This window comes from Acinetobacter johnsonii, assembly GCF_048551975.1.
Lineage (GTDB): Bacteria > Pseudomonadota > Gammaproteobacteria > Pseudomonadales > Moraxellaceae > Acinetobacter > Acinetobacter johnsonii_A.
This window is the reverse complement of the sequence record NZ_JBIMCF010000004.1, coordinates 184,524-204,320: the sequence shown is the minus strand read 5'-3', so window position 1 is coordinate 204,320 and position 19,797 is coordinate 184,524. Positions and strand designations below refer to the sequence as shown.

General features: G+C 40.8%; 14 protein-coding genes and 1 pseudogene. 5 read left to right on the top strand and 10 right to left on the bottom strand.

Features of this window, described 5'->3' with window-relative positions; translation table 11 throughout:
• The 5 genes and pseudogenes from ACG9ZB_RS05890 to efp form a co-directional block, all read right to left on the bottom strand.
• Positions 1-900: pseudogene (locus ACG9ZB_RS05890) on the bottom strand (DUF58 domain-containing protein).
• Between the two features lie 16 nt (positions 901-916).
• On the bottom strand, positions 917-1,873 hold the full coding sequence (locus ACG9ZB_RS05885; protein WP_419324776.1) for an AAA family ATPase: 957 nt from the start codon (positions 1,871-1,873) through the stop codon (positions 917-919).
• Between the two features lie 533 nt (positions 1,874-2,406).
• The gene (locus ACG9ZB_RS05880) at positions 2,407-2,709 is read right to left on the bottom strand and encodes a YbdD/YjiX family protein (protein ID WP_419324774.1); all 303 of its coding nucleotides are present in this window, start codon (positions 2,707-2,709) and stop codon (positions 2,407-2,409) included.
• 10 nt (positions 2,710-2,719) lie between these two features.
• A complete protein-coding gene (locus ACG9ZB_RS05875; protein ID WP_195728899.1) occupies positions 2,720-4,822 on the bottom strand; it encodes a carbon starvation CstA family protein in 2,103 nt (700 codons plus the stop codon).
• A gap of 168 nt (positions 4,823-4,990) precedes the next feature.
• Positions 4,991-5,560 (bottom strand): elongation factor P, encoded by a 570-nt coding sequence (gene efp / locus ACG9ZB_RS05870; RefSeq protein WP_004693574.1) that lies wholly within the window; start codon positions 5,558-5,560, stop codon positions 4,991-4,993.
• Positions 5,561-5,869: 309 nt separating this feature from the next.
• Here efp and epmB point away from each other — a divergent pair, with 309 nt between their 5' ends.
• The 3 genes from epmB to ACG9ZB_RS05855 are packed head-to-tail and all read left to right on the top strand — an operon-like array spanning position 5,870 to position 10,757.
• Positions 5,870-6,886, top strand: coding sequence for an EF-P beta-lysylation protein EpmB (epmB, locus tag ACG9ZB_RS05865; protein ID WP_348930029.1), 1,017 nt, complete (start codon positions 5,870-5,872; stop codon positions 6,884-6,886).
• Positions 6,887-6,903: 17 nt separating this feature from the next.
• On the top strand, positions 6,904-8,649 hold the full coding sequence (locus tag ACG9ZB_RS05860) for a GTPase (RefSeq protein ID WP_419324804.1): 1,746 nt from the start codon (positions 6,904-6,906) through the stop codon (positions 8,647-8,649).
• A complete protein-coding gene (locus ACG9ZB_RS05855; RefSeq protein WP_419324771.1) occupies positions 8,631-10,757 on the top strand; it encodes an EAL domain-containing protein in 2,127 nt (708 codons plus the stop codon). The genes ACG9ZB_RS05860 and ACG9ZB_RS05855 overlap by 19 nt, the downstream gene beginning before the upstream one ends.
• Positions 10,758-10,903: 146 nt before the next feature.
• Here the strand turns inward: ACG9ZB_RS05855 and rpmE are convergent, their stop codons facing one another.
• From rpmE to ACG9ZB_RS05835, 4 genes are all read right to left on the bottom strand, one after another.
• Positions 10,904-11,131: a 50S ribosomal protein L31 gene (rpmE, locus tag ACG9ZB_RS05850; protein ID WP_419324769.1), complete on the bottom strand. Its 228-nt coding sequence runs from the start codon at positions 11,129-11,131 to the stop codon at positions 10,904-10,906.
• A 205-nt stretch (positions 11,132-11,336) separates the two neighbouring features.
• Positions 11,337-12,317: a bile acid:sodium symporter family protein gene (locus tag ACG9ZB_RS05845; RefSeq protein WP_419324768.1), complete on the bottom strand. Its 981-nt coding sequence runs from the start codon at positions 12,315-12,317 to the stop codon at positions 11,337-11,339.
• A 167-nt stretch (positions 12,318-12,484) separates the two neighbouring features.
• Positions 12,485-12,886 carry a lactoylglutathione lyase gene (gene gloA, locus ACG9ZB_RS05840; protein ID WP_010326466.1) on the bottom strand — a complete coding sequence of 134 codons (402 nt, stop codon included), beginning with the start codon at positions 12,884-12,886 and terminating at the stop codon, positions 12,485-12,487.
• 122 nt (positions 12,887-13,008) lie between these two features.
• Positions 13,009-15,150, bottom strand: coding sequence for an AmpG family muropeptide MFS transporter (locus ACG9ZB_RS05835; RefSeq protein ID WP_419324766.1), 2,142 nt, complete (start codon positions 15,148-15,150; stop codon positions 13,009-13,011).
• Between the two features lie 181 nt (positions 15,151-15,331).
• Between ACG9ZB_RS05835 and ACG9ZB_RS05830 the strand changes: the two genes are divergently transcribed.
• Positions 15,332-17,965, top strand: a complete 2,634-nt coding sequence (locus tag ACG9ZB_RS05830) for a Lon protease family protein (protein ID WP_419324764.1) — start codon at positions 15,332-15,334, stop codon at positions 17,963-17,965.
• 55 nt (positions 17,966-18,020) lie between these two features.
• On the opposite strand, the gene grxD is transcribed toward ACG9ZB_RS05830, so the two are convergent.
• Positions 18,021-18,362, bottom strand: coding sequence for a Grx4 family monothiol glutaredoxin (gene grxD / locus ACG9ZB_RS05825; RefSeq protein ID WP_279679165.1), 342 nt, complete (start codon positions 18,360-18,362; stop codon positions 18,021-18,023).
• 162 nt (positions 18,363-18,524) lie between these two features.
• On the opposite strand from grxD, the gene ACG9ZB_RS05820 reads away from it, so the two are divergent.
• Positions 18,525-19,736, top strand: a complete 1,212-nt coding sequence (locus tag ACG9ZB_RS05820) for an aspartate aminotransferase family protein (protein WP_419324762.1) — start codon at positions 18,525-18,527, stop codon at positions 19,734-19,736.
• Positions 19,737-19,797 lie beyond the last annotated feature (61 nt).

Below are 19,797 nucleotides of genomic sequence, written 5' to 3'. Positions count from 1 at the left end.
CTATGCCTGAGCCAAAAGTAATTTGGCTTGAAGGTATTGTTCTCGTCCTATCCCTTTGGCCAGTTCAGTATGAGGTAAATACAGGGCATAGGCGTATTGTAACTGCTCACATTGTTCAACCAAGCCCATCATTAAGCTCAATTTTTCTTCATGTGAAGGACTCGGCATATGTGCATAGTGAATGTCTAAACTGTGTTGATCCTGATGTTGCTCAAAGACTTTAATAAATAGACCTTGTCCTTGTGCCACTTGTTTCCATGAAACCGCCTGTAAAGAGTCGCCCTCTTTAAAATTTCGTAATTCTCGAAATTCATCCATGTCTGGTTCAAAACTGTGCTGTTGCTGTTTATTTTCTGCCGCTAAAGACTTAGCTTTAGGCGCGATCCACAGGGTTTTCTGAATGAAAAAATAACTCCAAGCGCGAACAAGACCAAATGGATAAGTCGAATATATTTTAATCTCTGGAAAACTAAACTGTCCGCGCGCTTTTGGAAAAAAATTTAAATCGACCACCTGATGGGTATCTTGAATAAACAACTGTTCTATATGATCAGCATAAGTAATCCAAAGGTATCGAGGCTGCGAATGCAGTTGTTTGAAATGCATTTGTAATTGCAATGCACTCTCAACCTGCCCTATTTCAGGTAATACAAGGTCAATACTTAACCCATGTAGCTGCTTAAAGGTCAAATAAAAAGTCATACACAGCACAGCACTGATTAAAAAACAAAAAGCTTAAATTAAGTTATTGGCATAATTCACCCCTGCAATAAAGGTGATTAAAATCAGCACCACATACAAATATCCTTGCTGATAAATAAACACCAGTACATCTTTTTGGGTCAGTTGTTTTTCAGCCTTAAATTGAAAGCGTTTGTTGATCCAGTTTTGCCACAGCATGTGTCAGCTTATCCTATCAGTGAACTTTGACTTGCTTCATAAGTTGCTCAGTTTCAGCTTCACCCAGCCCTATTCGATGCGCGGTCACTGCGACAAATACAGCCTGCACATCATCCGGTGTAACAAATGCACGGGCTTTAACCAAAGCATATGCTTGTGCTGCTTTCTTCAAAGCCAGTACGCCACGTGTAGATAAACCATGTCGACCTTTACGGGTCTCAGCCGCCAAATCTAAAATATAATCCAAGACTTCCTCAGACAGATAAATCTGTGGCACCAAAGTTTGTAAGGCCAGAATGTCTTGTTCGGAGAATACTGTCATCAACTGCTGAATCAAGTCATGACGAGATTGTTGCTGCAATAAAGCCTTTTCTGCCTGACGGGATGGATAACCCAAAGATAACCGCATAAGAAAACGGTCGAGCTGTGACTCTGGTAGTGCATAGGTTCCACTTTGAAAAAGTGGGTTTTGCGTTGCAATTACCCAAAAAGGCTGCGGTAGTACATAACGACTTGCATCGATTGTCACCACACCCTCTTCCATCGCCTCTAAGAGCGCACTCTGCGTTTTCGGACTACAGCGGTTAATTTCATCTGCGAGTAAAATTTGAGTAAAAATTGGCCCTTGTTTAAACTCAAACTGATGTTCTTTTTGGTTAAACATATTCACCCCAATCACATCGCTTGCCAGCATGTCATTGGTAAACTGAATCCGTTTAAATTGAAGACCCGCCAAATGGGCCAAGCTACTGGCCAATGTGGTTTTGCCTAAACCGGGCAAGTCTTCAAATAAGATATGCCCACCAGCTAACAGGCTGCATAAGGCTAATTGGGTTTGTTGATTTTTATCTAAAACGATTTGATTGACTTGATTGAGGAATTCTTGAATTTTTGGATAAAAAATACTTAACTGTGATTCATCCAGCATGTCATATTGCAACTTTTCTACCGTTTTCTCTTTTCCCCAAAGCACCTTATTCTCCCCAATCAAAATATAAATCAAGGTTTAACATACAGGTTTTTCAACCATACTCAAAGGCGATCCTTATAAATATTCAATGATTTTCGCATGAATGACTTCCCTCAGATAAAGTTATTGTTTCACTGCAGATTTCAACTGATCTTTTAAAATATCTGCACTCATTGAAGATGATTGAGATGGTTTATCTGCTTGCTTAATCAATTCTATAAGTCGCGCATTGATTGGCGCCTACCTACCACATTGCTCTGCGAGCTTTAAAACACTACCTTTCCTTAAATTTCCCTTTGCAAACATTCCAGTATTTTAAGAGCTATAACAATCAAAAGCTGTCAAATATAAGACATAAACATTTATGTCTCACACTCCGTGTTCGTTATGATTTAATCTACGATGCAACCACTTGCTTCATGTAAAAAAGTACACTGTCGAATCTAATACGTACAACTGCATGTAATTGAGTATTTTCACTCGATTTTTAACAAAAAAACGGCACCGAAGTGCCGTCTTTAAACTGATTCATTACATTAACAAGGGCACTTTTTCATGCCATTTGTTGCAGATGGGTAACGCGCATCCACACAATGACGATAAAAAGTTTTAGCATCCATCGCTTCTAAATCAGGATGGTGCTTTTTCATATGCTCCAAATAGTTTGGATAATCAGGCACCCCCACCATCAAGCGGAAACTTTGCTGCAAACGTTGCCACAATGTCGCAATTCGAGACCAATTTTTAGGGTTCAGAATCAAATCTTTCTGCGACATCACGGTCATTTTGATGATTTTATAAATCATCGTTTTTCTACTTTTAGCAAATTTTAGATTCATCCGACTCTCCTTAATGTCCAGCTTTTGATGGCTGAATGTCTTCTGGATCACGATAAATGGCTTCTGCTTCATGCACTGTCGGAACTGGGCTTGCCAATGCACGACGAATCACTCTAATTGCAGCAAAGAGCATCACAATCGCCACAATCATAAAGAATCCACACAATGCAGCATTGATCTGATTTGACATCGCAACGGTCTGCATTTCAGCAACTGTTTTTGCTGGTGCTAAAATTTCATTGTTTGCAATTGCATTGTTAAAGCGTTCAGCTTGTGCCAAGAAACCAATTTTTGGATTTTCGTGGAAAATTTTCTGCCAGCCCGCGGTCATACAGGTTACCAACAAGAATACCGTCGGGATAATCGTGACCCATACATATTTCTCTTTCTTCATTTTGAAGAGGATAACCGTACCTAAGATCAATGCCATTGCCGCAAGCATCTGGTTACCCACACCAAACAGTGGCCATAAGCTATTGATGCCCCCGAGCGGATCGACGACCCCTTGGTAAACAAAGAAGCCCCAACCTGAAACCGCAACTGCTGTACCCAACAAGTTTCCGAAGAAGTTATGTGAGTTTTTCACCGCAGGAATCACAATCCCAACTGTGTCTTGCACCATGAAACGACACGCACGCGTACCCGCATCAACTGCCGTTAAAATAAATAGTGCTTCGAATAAAATGGCAAAGTGATACCAAAACGCCATCATTTCACGGCTATTGAAAATTTCCGTAATGATGTGAGCCATACCAATGGCAAAAGTTGGCGCACCGCCAGTACGTGAAAGAATGGTACTTTCACCCACTTCTTGAGCCAGTAAAGTTAATGTTTCTGGAGTAACAACAAAACCTAAGTTACGAACAGCTTCAGCTGCGGTGTCGACACTTGTACCCAGTAAAGCGGCTGGTGAGTTAATCGCAAAATATACACCCGGATCCAGCACTGCAGCACAGATCAAGGCCATGATTGCAACAAATGACTCCATGAGCATACCGCCATATCCGATCATTCGAATATCACGTTCATTGTTCACAAGTTTCGGCGTGGTGCCTGATGACACTAAAGCGTGGAAACCTGAAATTGCGCCACAAGCAATGGTAATAAATAAGAACGGAAACATTGAACCTGCAAACACAGGGCCTGTACCATCAATAAATTGCGTGAATGCTGGCAGCTTCATTTCTGGCATTGCGAAAATAATACCGACTGCCAAACCTGCAATGACACCAATCTTTAGGAAGGTTGATAAGTAATCGCGTGGTGCAAGCAACAACCACACAGGTAGTGCTGAAGCCACGAAACCATAAATAATCAGCGCCCAAGTCAACTCTGTACCCGACAGGGTAAAGAACGCACCCCAATATGGATGCTGTGCAATATTTTCACCGTAGACAATGCCGAGCATCATCAAAACGAAACCAATAATAGATACTTCTGCAATTTTACCCGGGCGGATAAAACGCATGTAAATCCCCATAAAGAGTGCAATTGGAATCGTTGCAGCAATACTAAATACGCCCCACGGGCTATGTGCAAGTGCTTTGACCACGACTAGTGCCAGAACAGCAAGGATAATAATCATTACCCCCAACGCACCAAGCATAACCACAATACCTGCAAAAGTTCCAAGCTCTTGTTTTGCCATTTCACCGAGTGAACGTCCATCACGACGGGTAGAAATAAACAACACCAAAAAATCTTGGACTGCACCTGCAAGCACGACACCGACAAGTAACCAAATCGTGCCAGGTAAATAGCCCATTTGCGCTGCTAAAATAGGCCCTACTAATGGACCTGCACCTGCAATCGCTGCAAAGTGATGTCCAAATAGAACGCTTTTGTTGGTTGGAACATAGTCCAGACCATCATTCAAACGATGCGCGGGAGTTAAGCGACGTTCATCAAGCTCAAAAACTTTATTTGCAATAAATAAACTATAGAAGCGATAAGCAATACTATAAATACAGCCCGCAGCAAGTACGAGCCAGATGGCATTGACATGCTCACCACGACTCAGTGCCAATATCCCAAAAGAGACTGCACCGACGATGGCTACCAGTAGCCAGATGATTTTTGAAGTCAGAGTTGACTTCGGCTGAACAGATTCCATTTCAATCCCTCATATTTGTTGCATTCAATCAGCGTCTTTAATTATTCGAGGTACTGCTGTTTTCCTTTGCGACTTTACTCTGCATCTCCTTGTTTTGATCTAATACTTTGGCATAAAAAAAGGGATGATTTTCATCATCCCTTGCGATAATAGTCTATTTTTAAACCATTATGCACGTTCTAAATAATCGCCAGTACGAGTATCTACACGAACGCTTTCTTCTTGCTGTACAAATAATGGAACACGTACTACAGCACCTGTTTCCAATTTTGCAGGTTTACCACCACCGCCAGAAGTATCACCACGTACACCCGGATCAGTTTCAACAATTTTCAAAACCACAAAGTTGGGTGGGTTTACTGTTAATGGCACGCCATTGAACAGCATAATGGTACATTTTTCATTTGAATCATCTTTTAACCATTTTGCAGCATCGCCCATTGCTGTTTTGTCAGCAGCGATCTGTTCAAATGATACAGGATCCATGAAGTTCCACATTTCGCCGTCGTTGTACAAGTATTCCATTTCTACTTCTACAATGTCAGCCGCTTCTAAAGAATCACCAGACTTAAATGTTTTTTCTAAAACTTTACCAGAACGTAAATTACGTAGTTTTACGCGGTTAAATGCTTGACCTTTACCTGGCTTTACATATTCATTTTCCATGATTGAACATGGGTTACCATCAAGCATAACCTTAAGGCCTGACTTGAAATCATTCGTAGAATAATAGGCCATGACTGGCGCACTCCAAACTAACTAACTTAAATATTTATGTCTTTATCTTAGACACCAAAGCTTTGAAAAGCTGGGCTGTAAAGATAGGGCATCTTTTTTGATGCCTCGTATTGTAAATGAGCAAGGTGTTATGAAGCAATGAAAATCCACTGCCTATAGGCCGAAGATCTTGATAAAATAACCCCGTTCCGCGTGTTTTTGTGTATTGAAAAAGCCCTTTTAGACCGCACACATCCGAACAACTCGTTTCGACATCACTCGATTTGATGACCTAACTTTCTTTTGACCTAGTATTTGACCCCTTATTGCATGACTCATTATTTGTACCAAGAACAAAATTGGCAAGCTCAACTCAGTGATTTAATTACTGACCCTTTAGAATTACTTAACATTCTAGAGCTTTCTCCTGAGCAACTGCTGTCAGGCGCACTGCTTGCATCAACCCAATTTAAACTCCGTGTTCCCCGTGCTTTTGTGACAAGAATGCAGAAAGGTAATCCGCTTGATCCTTTACTCCTTCAAGTCCTGCCCCATCATCTTGAGCTTGAAGAACATCCCGACTTCGTGACCGACCCCTTGGGTGAGGAACAAGCCAACCAACAACCCGGTGTTTTGCACAAATATAAAACTCGTTTCTTACTTACTCTGACTGGGGCATGTGCGGTTCATTGTCGTTACTGTTTTCGTCGACATTTCCCTTATCAAGAGAACCTGCCAAAGTCAGAAGATTGGATCAATATTCAACACTATATTCAGTCGCAACCTGACATTAATGAAGTCATTTTGAGTGGCGGAGACCCCTTAACGCTGTCTAATCGTAAAATAAAATTATGGATTGAACGCTTAGAAAGTGTTCCCCAATTGAAATTTTTGAGAATTCACTCACGAGTTCCCATCGTAATGCCTAACCGTGTCGATGATGAGCTAATTTCCATCTTAAAAAACAGTAGGCTGCGCATTATTCTAGTGGTACACTCAAATCATGCATCGGAATTGGATGATTTTACCTGCCGTCAATTACAGCAATTAGTCGCAGAAAAAATCACCGTTTTCAATCAAGCTGTTTTGTTGAAAGGGATTAATGATCACGTTCAAATTTTGACAGATTTGAGCTACCGTTTATTCGATGCAGGTGTGTTGCCATACTATTTACATGTTTTAGATAAAGTAAAAGGGGCGCACCATTTTGATTTAAACCCGCAATACATTGATTCTCTGTATCAAGGATTATTGGCGAATCTACCCGGCTATCTGGTTCCCAAGCTGGTCAGGGAAATTGCGGGAGAAAAGAATAAGACACCACTTTTCGGGGTTTCAACTTTTTGAGTTAAATAATAACGATGATGACGACGAGTACTTCAGATATCTTCCAAAAACCAACCGAATTAAAGTTGGATAAGCTTAGTTTCTGCCCAAGCACAGTCAAAGGCTTACAAGAATGGTTGGCAAACTTATCCATTTTACAATTGGGTGACTCTTCTCGTTCCTTATTTCAAGCTTTAATTGAAGTCTCCGAGCTTCAAGTCACTGAAACACTTCGTTTTGATTTGGTTCAATTACTGCATCCGAATTTGGAAAATGTGCTTACCAGTTTAGAGAAACATTTTTTTAATCAAGGCCTCATCACCACTGACCGAAATGACCATATTATTGAGCTTGCCTTATTAATGCGTAGTCATTTCGCTAAAGTCTATATCGACATTGCAAAACGTGTTTCTCAGAAAATCACTCAAAATAAGTTTTCTCTATTTGCTTTTAACCAAAAAAAGAACCTACAAACGGCTCGAACCGTATCGAGTTATTATGCTTTACAACAACTGTCACTGTTGTTGTACCAACAACACTTGCTCTATAGCTCCCCGATTCCGGGTCAGTGGCTAGCAGCTCATCAACTCTTGGATTCTGCTATTCAAAATAACTTCTATTTGACCAACATTAATCAAATACAAGGCACGCAGCATCAACTGAGCAATATTAGTCAAGCCTATGCGCAGCTCATTCTATTGGATATTTTTAATACCCATCAAATCCGTCCAGGTGAGATTCAAGGGCTGTTTTTGTGTAGCTTTGATTGGGCGAAACTGATTCAAATTTTACCTAAAGAAACAACCTTATCTCGCTATATTGTCGATGCATCAAAAGATTATCCACCAACTTATAATTCTCAAAAAAACAGTCACATTCAGCCGAATATTTTTATCTCGACGCAAGCCCTGCTTGATCATCTCTCAGAGATGCAAACCAAACGTGCTGAGCCACTGTCTCGCGATGAGAAGATTTTCCTTACCCCTGCTTTGCATTTTCACATTCATAACTTATTGACCAATAATATTGAACGTAAGCATGAACGTTATGAATACTCTGCACAATTACAAATTTGCTTTGGCCTATCAGTCGCACATTTCTATTTATCTAAAGGCAAGAACTTTAATGAAACTTTAGAGCTAGAAGGCAACTACAACTTTCAGAATGAAAGTCACGTAATCAACTCCATGAACAATAATATTCCTGTGGAGACGAGTTTTGCTCGTATGATTGATCGTGAATCGAAACAAATCTACCCTGCCGAAGTTTTAGATATTAGTGTGAATGGTTACCGTATTCGCTGGACTGGACCAACACCTGCACATTTAAAAACAGGTGAGTTTATTTTGGTTCAAGAAAATGCGCATAGCCAATGGCGCGGCGGTGTGATTCGCTGGATTAAACAATCAAGTGAAAAAAGCTTGGAACTAGGGTTAGAAATCTTAGCGCAAGATCTTTTCCCATGTGCCGTTATGGTAAAAACAGACCGAACCACTCAGAACTATCAACCTGCATTATTGGTGCAAACGTCCCAGCTAGATGAAGTACAAACCAGTCTCATTGTGCCGGGTTCGAATATGTACCGAGAAAAACAAACCATTCACTTACGCCTAGGTGATGAAGATCTTAAAATTTATTTAGTAAAAGCACATTTAATTACACAAAGCTTTATTCGTTTTGATTATGAATTGTTGAATGACCAACAACAACCATTGGTTCAAAGTTTTATTCAAAAGCAAATGAATGCTATTAAGAATCATGATTTATGGGAAGCATTGAAGTGAGAAATCCATTATTATCTAAAAAGTTAAAACGTACGGAAACACGTTTACTCATTATTGATGATAATCAGATCCGTTATAACCAAATTCGTGACCTTTTAACTTCTAGCGATCATCAAGTTCATGCCACCTTATTGGATGACTTACAAAACTTTGAAAAACAGCTTCATCTGCCTTGGGATGTGGTGATTTTTGGCCGTGCTTATGACTTAAAGTATGAACAAGCACTGACTCTGATTCGCAACTCTAACCAAGTCAATTTACCGCTGATTTTATTAAAGCCCGATGAATATCAATCAACCCAATACGCAAGTTTTATTCGTAAAGGAGTCTATGATATTTTGGACTTAGAAGAAGCGGATAACTTTTACTTAGGTCTACTGCGTGCACTGTCATTAAGTCGTTTATTGCAAAGCCAACAACAACTCATGAATGAGCTTGAAACAGTGCAAAACCAAGCACAGGCTTTAGTTGAAGAAAGTAATAAAGCCATTGCTTTAATTCAAGAAGGGATTCATGTTTCAGCCAATGCTGAATACTTACAACTGTTCGGCTTAAGCTCTGAAGATGATATTATCGGTCAACCTTTGCTTGATATTCTCCAGCCGAAAGATGTAAACGATTTTAAAATCCGTTTTAAGAAAATTTCACAAGGTCAGTTTGATTTAGGTGCTTTTGAAGTTGCTACTCTCAATAGCAATGCCCAAACTCACAATCCTTTAAAAGTTGAGTTTTTAACTGCGCCTGAAGATGATGCGCTCCAACTGACGATTGAAGCCGAATCTGAACGCTCTGCTGCTCCATCAGTCAACACTGAAAATCATGCGATACAACCTAATACGTATCAACAAATTAACCGTGCTATGACCAAACAACCTTCTGATCAGAATGCCTTGGTTAGCTTTGCACTCAACTCTTGTCCAGATGAAATTTTTAAAGCCAACTGGGCAACTACGCGTGATTATTTTAACAATATTTACAGCTTTTTAAATGAACAGACTCATATTCCTCTATTTAAAGCGGGTGGGCAAACCATCGTTGGTTTATTCCAAGCGGAAACACAGGTCAAACTCGAGTCTAAGCTGATTGCGTTAAATGCGCTCACCAAACCACAACTCATTACGGTAGAAAACAATAGCTATCCCGTAAATTTACGCATTGGCTATACTTTGTTGAAAGGTGAAATTTCAAATCAAGGTCAGTTTGAAAACTTATTATGCTCAGCCTTTAAAACCGCTTTACCGACTAATCAAGACGATTGCGAAATTGAGCAAAGAGCCAGTATTGACATGCCTGTGATTGAGTTGATTAACCCTACTGTCAGCGATACTTTAGACACTCAAAAAACAGCAAATGAGCCTACGGTACTTAAAGCTTTACATCTAGCTTTAGAGCGTGGTGAGATTCATCTTAAATATCAACAACTTTACGATAAAGAAGACACCAATTTATATACCTATGAGGTCACCAGTGGCTTTATTTATGGCAATACGTGGAAAGATATATCGAGCCTCAAAGAGTTAAGTGAAGATCACGAACTGTCTATTAAACTTGACCGCTGGATTTTAGTTGAGTCGTGTAAACAGCTACACAATTTTATCACTCAGTATCCTGAAGCAAAGTTGATTGTAAACTTAAACAAAGCTGTACTGTTGAATGACCGCTCTTTCCATGAATTTATCGCCAAACTGATTACCATTGTACGCAGTAAGTTAAGTCATCCAATTATCCTACAGTTTTCTGAAGATGATATCAGCCAAAACATTGCTGAAGCGCAAAAATACATTGCCCAGCTTCGCCAATATGGTGCTGAAGTTTCGATTCGTGACTTTGGTAATAGTATTTATAGTGAATCTATCCTACGTCAGCTCGATATCAACAATCTCACCTTACATGAAAACTTAACTCGCATGCTCAGTAGCGACGCCAACACGGAAGAACTCCAAGAAAAAGTTGCGGTATATCACCAATTGAAAAACATTCAAATTATGCTGCGTGATCTGAATGATATGACTTCGTTTGCCAATGCATGGAATGTCGATGCCCGCTTTATTCAAGGCGATTATTTCCAGAAGAAACTCGATCATCTGATTGACGTGCAGGATCAGTAAAGGTTAAACCTTGAATACTAGCCTCTAAATTTCAAGGCCTCTATATGGGGTCTTTTTATTATATGGTCTAGCTAGCAGCTCTATGACTCTGTATCCCAATCATAGGCATAAAAAAACGGGCAAATGCCCGTTTTTTTCTTTTGCTATTAGCCGCGTTTGATAGAACGTGACATGCCAGCAAAACGTTGTTTGAACTTGTCGATACGACCGCCAGTGTCAACGTTCTTTTGCTTACCAGTGTAGAATGGGTGGCAAGCTGAACATACGTCTAGGTAAACAGTTTCTTTACCAAGTGCTGAACGAGTTTCGATTACGTTACCGCAAGAACATGTAGCAACTAAAGTTTGGTATTTTGGGTGAATATCGGCGCGCATCGTCGATTACTCCATAAAAATTAAAGAAGGTTTTGCTGTCATCGCAATTGATCACTCTCAAAATTGAGGAAAGGGCTACTTAATTAAATTAAGTTGCAGATCAACACCATAACAGACCATTCTTTTGGCCCACCGAGACGGATACCGTCAGAGCTAAGCACAACAAGTGGCAAATATTATACGAGATATAGTATCAGATAGCCAATTATTCTTTCGTTTCAATTTCAGATTGCTTGGCCCAATAGTTGGCAATAATCCCACACACCATCAGCTGTATTTGATGAAAAATCATAATTGGTAAAACAATCATTCCCAAAGGTTGTCCAATAAAAAGAATCTGTGCCATTGGAACACCACTAGCCAAAGTCTTTTTTGAACTACAGAAAAAAATGGTTTTCTGATCGGCACGGTTAAAGCCCAACCAACGTGGTAAAAACAACCCTAACAACATAATAATCGTCAATAAGACCGAACATACAATGATCAATAGGATTAACGTACCGACACTCACCTCTTGCCATAGACCCGCTACCACAGCACCACTGAAAGCACCGTACACCACCATTAATATCGATCCCTGATCGAATGCTTTGACGATGCTTGGCATTTTTTGCATATACGGAAATACATATGGTCGAAGTAGCTGTCCAAGGACAAACGGAACCAACAGCAATAAGGTGATTTGAAGAATAGACGAGGTTGGATCAAAACCATGCTCTGATTGCCCCAAAATGAAAAAGGCCACCATCACAGGGGTAATAAACATCCCGATCAAATTCGAGAATGAAGCACTACATACTGCCCCAGCAACATTGCCTTGCGCGACCGAAGTAAACGCAATTGAAGACTGTACTGTCGATGGCAAAAAGCACATAAACAAAAAGCCCCAATACAACTCCTGCCCAAGTAGTGGTACCAATACAGGTTTTGCAAGCAAACCTAAAACGGGAAAAAGGATGAAGGTAAATGCAAAAACCAAAGCATGCAGTTTCCAGTGCATCATGCCCTGAATCACGGCTTCACGGGATAGTTTAGCACCATGCAAAAAGAATAATATCGCAATCGCGACCGTCGTCAATACACCAAATACACTGGCAGCTTGGCCTGAAACAGGGACTAAGCTGGCTAAGAGCACCATAACAAATAGCAATAACGTAAACCGATCGAGTGCCAATAATTTCAACATACCAACATCCTGTCATTCCTCTAAAAATGAAAAAGCCCAGTGACTCATTTACCTTTGGGTAAATTCATCTTACTGAGCTATATAAGTAAAGCTAGCTTTTACAGGATATGTTCAATATTTTTTTAATTAATACTGTGCATACACACTGCATATGACCTAATAACGGCTTAGTTATTACGTGCATTACTATCTTGTTGAATCAGTTCAATTTTATAACCATCAGGATCTTCTACAAAGGCAATAACCGTTACGCCACCCTTCATTGGTCCAGCTTCACGCACGACATTCCCACCGCGGGCTTTGATTTCCTCACAAGCTTTATAAGCATCGTCTACCGCAATAGCAATATGACCATAAGCATTACCTAATTCATAGCTGTCCGTATCCCAGTTATGTGTCAGCTCTAAAACCGTATGATTTTCTTCATCACCATAACCCACAAATGCCAAAGTAAAACGACCTTCTTCGTAATCACGCTTACGAAGTAAAGTCATACCAAGCACTTCAGTATAGAACGCCAAAGATTGTTCTAAATTGCCTACACGTAGCATGGTATGTAGCATGCGCATTGGAATTTCCTCATAATTTATTCTCAGACACCAATATAGGCAAAACCGTCCTATATTTCAAACCTCAACCATAAAAAAGTAGCCACAAGAGCTACTTTTTTAATTCGAGACAAGTCGATGCTTTAACTTTGCTCAGCGCCATGCTCACGCAGAAGTTTCGCCACCCAGACCACTAAGATTAAAATTGGGATTCCAATGAGTGTGGTCAACAAAAAGAAATTTGGATAGCCAATATTAGACACAATTGTGCCTGAATAACCACCTAGAATTTTAGGTGTCAACGTCATCAATGAACTAAAAATTGCATACTGAACCGCAGTGAAAGATACGCTGGTCAAACTTGATAGAAATGCAATAAATGCAGCACCTGCTAAACCTGATGCCAAATTATCGACAATAATCGCAAAATACAGCCAGTTTGAACTATATTCTTTAATCACCTTCCCTTTAACTTCTAACTGCCCATCAACCGCTTTATTCAAGTTGATTGGTTGAAGATCAACATCTAAAGTTGCAGATTTTTCAGCTGCAGGATCCACCTGATAGTTCTGTGCAGTGTGTTGTTGCGTAAGTTCATTTTGCATCAATACAGCATTCAGCTTTTTAGAGTTTGAATCAAGGAGCTGTTGCGCAGGGATGGCCGCGCTAAACACACCTTCTTTGTCTAACTTTGCATCAAAACTTTGACCATCTAAACTCAATTGAATCCTTTGGTTTTCAGCCAGAGTAGCAAGGTATTGACCTCGTACTACGATACTTGCTTTAGACTCTCGTTGATCAATCACATTATCAGCCGTGATCGGGAGCAACAGCAATGCCTTAGATGCACCCGTTTGACTGATATAAGGCAATGTGACCGAGACAGGCTGTGAAGTATCATTTTGAAAACTGGCCGTTGCAGTTAGACTTTGATTTGCCTGAAGTTGCTCAACAGGAACCTTAATTGTCCATGCACCTGTCTCATCCGCTTGAGCTGTGAAAATTTGCTCACCAACATTGATCACAACATCATTTAAAGGTTGTCCTGATTTGACCAAACCAATAAAGATGAGATTGGTTGAACTAGCCAAGATTGCTCCGACAAACATCAACTTCATGATGTTCATGCGCTGCGCCAGAAGTCCTCCTAAAAAGCCCCCAACCAAACTAAAAATCACCCCATAAACTTTCACTGCTTCAGCAATCTGCTCTTTGGTAAAGTTTAAGTCTTGATAGAACACATTCGAGATCACACCTGCAATAATGTCGGAAATACGGTAAAAACCGATCAACAATAGCAATACCAACGCCAATTTCACGCCATAACGCTTAAAAAAATCAGCAACAGGATTCACCCATGTTTCATAGGCCATTTGTTGGTTCACAGCGCCCATTTTGACTAGGCTTGAACCCACCACAAATGCAACAGCGCCAGAGCCAATAAAACGTAAAGCCTCAAAACAAAACAGTGCAAAACTATCTTTGATCGACCAGAGCTGAATCAGCATTTCAGTGAGCTTGCCTGAGTAAATATAACTCAGTACAAAACTCACCACAGATACAAAGAAAACTGCTACTAAACGATAATAATCTACGCGTTTATATTCTTTACGTACCCGATCAACTTGTGGCTCACGTATGCATAAAGTGGTTGCAATCCCGACCAACATGACTGCCGCCATTGCCAAATACGTCCACTTCCATGCCTCATAAATATAGTTGCCCTTGGCTGTACCCAAATAAGCCGCTAAAAATAACGCGCCTGCACCCGCAACGATCATGCCGATGCGGTAGCCTGCGTTATAAGTTGAAGCCAACACTGTTTGCATTTGCGTTTCTGCAAGCTCAATACGATAGGCATCAATCACAATATCTTGTGTCGCAGCAGAAAAACCTAAAAGCACAGAACCAGCAGCCATTTGGTAAAGATAACTCTGACCAAGAGATGGATCTGAAAAAGCCATGATAGAAATGGCACAGATAATTAAGAGTTGTGCAATCAACAACCATGCACGGCGACGACCCAATAATTTGGTCAGCACTGGCACAGGTAATTCATCGACCAAGGGGGCCCAAACAAATTTGAATGAATAACCCAGAGCTGCCCAACTAAAAAAAGTCACCGCGCTCTTATCGATACCTGCCTCACCTAACCATAAAGATAAGCTCGAGAAAATTAACAGAATTGGGATACCTGCTGAGAAACCCAAAAACAGCATGATCAACGCACGGCGATCTAAAAATGCAGTAAAGGCGGATTTCCATCCTGAAGATTGTGTTGTCATTACGTTTTTGTTGTCTTAAAACCAATGCTGCTATTCAAACCCTTAATACAATTTGTTTCAACCTGATTTATAAAATCAATGTTCTATTTTTGTCGACAAACACTGCGACTTTGCTTGATCTTTTGCATTAAACCTGTATACCTTTAAGTTTCTAACGCAATCTTTAGTTTCGGATTTCAAAGTGACCCAAAAACACGATCAAATGAGCTCTTCTTTATCTGTACCACCCGCATTAAATAGTCAAGAAAATCCAGAAAACAACCTTAGTTCAGCATTTGACCAACCCGAAATTCAAACGACCTTAGCAAATACACAACTTCAAGCAGAGCAACTGACGCATACCCCTGCTCTGGATAAGATTCCAGCCTCAACGCGTCGTATTAAACCGCTCAATAATTTTTTAGGGCAAGACCGCGCACGTGCTTCAGTTGAAGCAGGTATTTCCTTACCTTATTCTGGCTATAACATCTTTGCCGTAGGGACAGCTGGCTTGGGCAAGCGCACCATGGTCAAGCGTTTACTACAACAACACGCCAAAAATATGCCGACACCGAACGATTGGGTTTACGTTTATAATTTTAAAAGCCCACGTCAACCGATTGCTTTAGAATTACCTGCGGGTCAGGCGGTAAAATTTCAAACCATGTTACATCAAACATGGCAAACCACTTTAAAGCAGCTTGAGCGCCGCTTTACTGCTGAAACCTATCACAATCGTATAGAAGCCATTCGCCAACAAACGGGTGAGGTTCAGCAACAAGCCTTGATTGAATTGACCCAAGAAGGCGAAGAACTCGACCTCAAACTGGTCTCTCGGAATGATGAGCACTGCTTTATCCCCGTCCAGTATGTAGACGATAAAGTATTGGAGATGACGCAGGCCGACATCAATGCTTTAAGCTCTAAAGAGCGTTCTGAAATTAATGCCAATATACGCCACATGGACAAAAAACTTGAGCGTTTAGGCATGCATTTAGGCGACTTGGAAGAAGATGCCCGCGATAAAGTTCAAGTGTTGAATCGCGATATTGCCAAGCAAGTTTTATTACCTAAAGTTGAACAGTTACTGACTAAGTTTGCTGAGGTTGAAGGCTTAAAAGACTATTTAAAATATTATGCTGAAGACATTATTAACAATGTCGAGGTGGTACTCGAACAAGAAGAAGATGACTTTACCCCAGGCCTGTTTAGCCGTATCCCTTCACGCTATCAAGCCAATGTGATTGTGTCGCATAAACCCAATGCTGGTGCACCAGTTATTTTTGAAGACTTCCCAACTCACTACAATTTGCTTGGCCACGTAGAGCAACTGACTCAACATGGCACCATTACTACAGACTTTACCTTAATCCGTCCAGGGACATTGCATAAAGCCAATGGTGGTTTTTTAATGTTAGAAGCAGAACAACTGCTTGAACAGCCATATGCATGGCAAGGCCTAAAACGTGCTTTAAAATCAGGCCAGTTAAAACTTTCTTCACTTGAGCATATGTTGACACTGACAGGAAGTATCTCAATTGAACCTGAGGCAATTCCGCTGAATTTGAAAGTGGTTTTACTCGCAGAGCCTGAAATTTACTATGAAATACTTGAAGTAGAACCTGAGCTTGGCAGTGTCTTTAAAATCCGTGCCGACTTTACTGATACGTTGCAGCGTAATGAAGTAAATGAACAAGCCTATATGCAACTGATTGCAGACTATGTACAGGCCGATAAACTACTTCCTTTCGATCGATCTGCGCTTTCTGCGCTTTTGACTGATTCTAGCCGTCAAGCCGAAGATCAAAGCTCCTTATCTCTACATGCCCTCACATTGGGTGATTTGATTCGTGAGGCACATCATCACGCCTTCCAATCAGGCGATAAAATGGTCTCGGATCAACACATTAATATGGCATTAGATCATCGTAAATATCGCTTAGGCTATTTACGTGAGCTCTATTGGCAGGATTTGTCACGTGGTACACAACTCATCGAAACGCGCGGACACCGTCTCGGTCAAATTAATGCACTTTCGGTCATTCACTATGCAGATGTTGAATTTGGCTTACCGTCACGTCTCACAGCATCCGTGTATCAAGGCGGCGGCGATATTCTAGATATTGAACGTAGCGTCGAGCTCGGTGGCTCTCTGCATGCGAAAGGTGTGCTATTGATGTCATCTTTCTTAAAAGCACATTTTGGTCGTGAGCAAACCCTACACTTCTCTGCTGCACTTGCTTTTGAACAAAGCTATGGTCAAGTCGATGGTGACAGTGCTACGGTTGCTGAACTCTCCGCTTTAATCTCAGCGATTAGCCAACTCCCGATTGATCAATCTTGGGCGATTACTGGCTCAATGAACCAATTAGGTCAAGTTCAACCAATTGGTGGTGTCAATGCGAAAATTGAAGGCTTCTTCGATGCATGTAAACTTCAAGGTTTAACTGGTAAACAAGGTGTGATTATTCCGCGTCAAAATATGCAACATTTAATGTTACGTAAAGATGTGATTGATGCGGTTTCAAATGGCCAGTTCCACATTCATGCTATAGATACGATTGATCAAGCGCTTGAACTACTTATGGCTCGACCAGTCGGTACTTTAGACAAAAAAGGACGCTACACGAAGAAGTCCATTTATGCGGCGGTGATGGATCAGTTAGATTATTGGCAAGCCATTGAAGATGGTGCTGAGTTTGAAGAAGAGCCGAAGAAAAAGAAAAAAAAGAAGAAGGACAAAAAAAAGGACAAAGCTGAAAAGAAGACCGTTGCAACTGAAAATACAGCGGAACAAACTCCTGAAGCTGTAAGCACTGTAATTACAACGGATTAAGCCTTTCCCTCAAACAAAAAAAGCGCCTCAATGGCGCTTTTTTTACAACTGAAGATTAAGCTTCAGGTGCGGGACTATGCTGTTCAACTAAAGGTTGTAATTCACCTTTTTGGAACATCTCTAGAATAATGTCACTACCACCAATCAACTCACCGTTGATCCATAACTGTGGGAATGTAGGCCAGTTTGCAATTTGTGGTAACAAAGCACGAATATCTGGATTTTCAAGAATATTCACATAAGCAAACGGACGACCAATTTGACTAAGCGCTTCTACAGCACGTGCAGAGAAACCACATTGTGGAAACTGTGGGGTGCCTTTCATATAAAGAAGTACAGCGTGTTTTGCAATTTGGTCACGAATTAACGCTTCGGTATCGCGTGCTTGTTCAGTCATTGATCAATCCTCAACTAATCTAACCCGCATTATACCCAAAACGTAGAAAAACAGTATGCCTAAAGCAATATTTCGACTTTTATTTAGATTTAGGCTTTAAAACTACAAGCATAATTGCTTAATATTGGATTTCACTTCCCCTCTAACAGATAAGAGTTAGTCATGAATAACATTACCCTTGCTCCTGTACAAACTGATCAACCCACTCATTTGATGCCAGTATTTGGCCGTCAGCCGATCAGCTTTGTCCGAGGTCGAGGCTCTTATCTGTACACTGAAGATGGTACTGAATACTTTGATGCGCTAACGGGCATTGCAGTCTGTGGTTTAGGCCATGCACATCCTGTTATTGCAGAAGCGATTGCAGAACAAGCTGCAACTCTGATTCATACTAGTAACTTGTTTGAAGTGCCTTGGCAAACGGCTGCAGCACAAAAACTTGCTGAAGTTGCTGGCATGGAAGAAGTATTCTTTTCAAACAGTGGTGCAGAATCCAATGAAGGTGCAATTAAAATTGCTCGTAAATTTGGCTACATGCAAGGCATTGCCAATCCAAAAATCATTGTTGCAGAACACTCTTTCCATGGTCGTACCATGGCAACGTTATCAGCAACAGGCAACAAAAAAGTCCAAGAAGGCTTTGGTCCATTGGTTGAAGGTTTTATTCGTGTCCCATTCGGCGACATTGAAGCCATTGAAGAAGCTGCAATTCACCATCCTGACATTGTCGCAATCTTTGTCGAGCCAATTCAGGGCGAAGGTGGTGTCAACACTGCTCCACAAGGTTTTAGCTATTTGGAAGAGATTCGTCAGATCTGTAATCAGCATAACTGGCTGATGATGCTGGATGAAGTTCAAACTGGTAATGGCCGTACAGGCGAATACTTTGCCTACCAACACACCAACATCATTCCTGATGTACTCACCACAGCCAAAGGTTTAGGTAATGGTTTCCCCATTGGTGCGGTGATGACTCAAGGTCGTGGTGTAGGCGTACTGACCGCAGGTAACCACGGTTCAACGTATAGTGGCTCAGCATTGGGTTCGCGTGTAGTGTATACCATCATCGACATTATGCAAAAAGAAAACATTATACAAAATGCAGCTGAACAAGGTGCGTACATCGTAGAACAACTGCGTAAGCAACTTGCCGATCAAAATGTGATTGTCCGTGGCTTTGGTTTGATGATTGGTGTGGAACTACCAAAAGCATGTGGTGACTTGGTCAATATCGCTCGTGATGAATACCACACCATCATTAACGTTACTGCGGGTTCTGTGGTGCGTTTACTGCCGACTTTAAATATTACCAAAGATCAGGCGGATCAACTGATTGAACGTCTAGTGAAAATGATTAAAGCGTACTTAGCTTAAGGCAAAAAGTCTGGTTCTAAAATTGCTTTTTACATATTTCAGAACCAGACTTTTAAGATGA

Excerpts from the sequence above, each read along its gene's own strand:
- ACG9ZB_RS05835 (WP_419324766.1), bottom strand. The coding sequence starts at position 15,150 with ATGACAACACAATCTTCAGGATGGAAATCCGCCTTTACTGCATTTTTA.
- grxD (WP_279679165.1), bottom strand. The coding sequence starts at position 18,362 with ATGACTGAACAAGCACGCGATACCGAAGCGTTAATTCGTGACCAAATT.
- gloA (WP_010326466.1), bottom strand. The coding sequence starts at position 12,886 with ATGCGCATGCTACATACCATGCTACGTGTAGGCAATTTAGAACAATCT.
- ACG9ZB_RS05820 (WP_419324762.1), top strand. The coding sequence starts at position 18,525 with ATGAATAACATTACCCTTGCTCCTGTACAAACTGATCAACCCACTCAT.
- efp (WP_004693574.1), bottom strand. The coding sequence starts at position 5,560 with ATGGCCTATTATTCTACGAATGATTTCAAGTCAGGCCTTAAGGTTATG.
- epmB (WP_348930029.1), top strand. The coding sequence starts at position 5,870 with ATGACTCATTATTTGTACCAAGAACAAAATTGGCAAGCTCAACTCAGT.
- rpmE (WP_419324769.1), bottom strand. The coding sequence starts at position 11,131 with ATGCGCGCCGATATTCACCCAAAATACCAAACTTTAGTTGCTACATGT.
- ACG9ZB_RS05880 (WP_419324774.1), bottom strand. The coding sequence starts at position 2,709 with ATGAATCTAAAATTTGCTAAAAGTAGAAAAACGATGATTTATAAAATC.
- ACG9ZB_RS05845 (WP_419324768.1), bottom strand. The coding sequence starts at position 12,317 with ATGTTGAAATTATTGGCACTCGATCGGTTTACGTTATTGCTATTTGTT.
- ACG9ZB_RS05860 (WP_419324804.1), top strand. The coding sequence starts at position 6,904 with ATGACGACGAGTACTTCAGATATCTTCCAAAAACCAACCGAATTAAAG.
- ACG9ZB_RS05875 (WP_195728899.1), bottom strand. The coding sequence starts at position 4,822 with ATGGAATCTGTTCAGCCGAAGTCAACTCTGACTTCAAAAATCATCTGG.
- ACG9ZB_RS05855 (WP_419324771.1), top strand. The coding sequence starts at position 8,631 with ATGGGAAGCATTGAAGTGAGAAATCCATTATTATCTAAAAAGTTAAAA.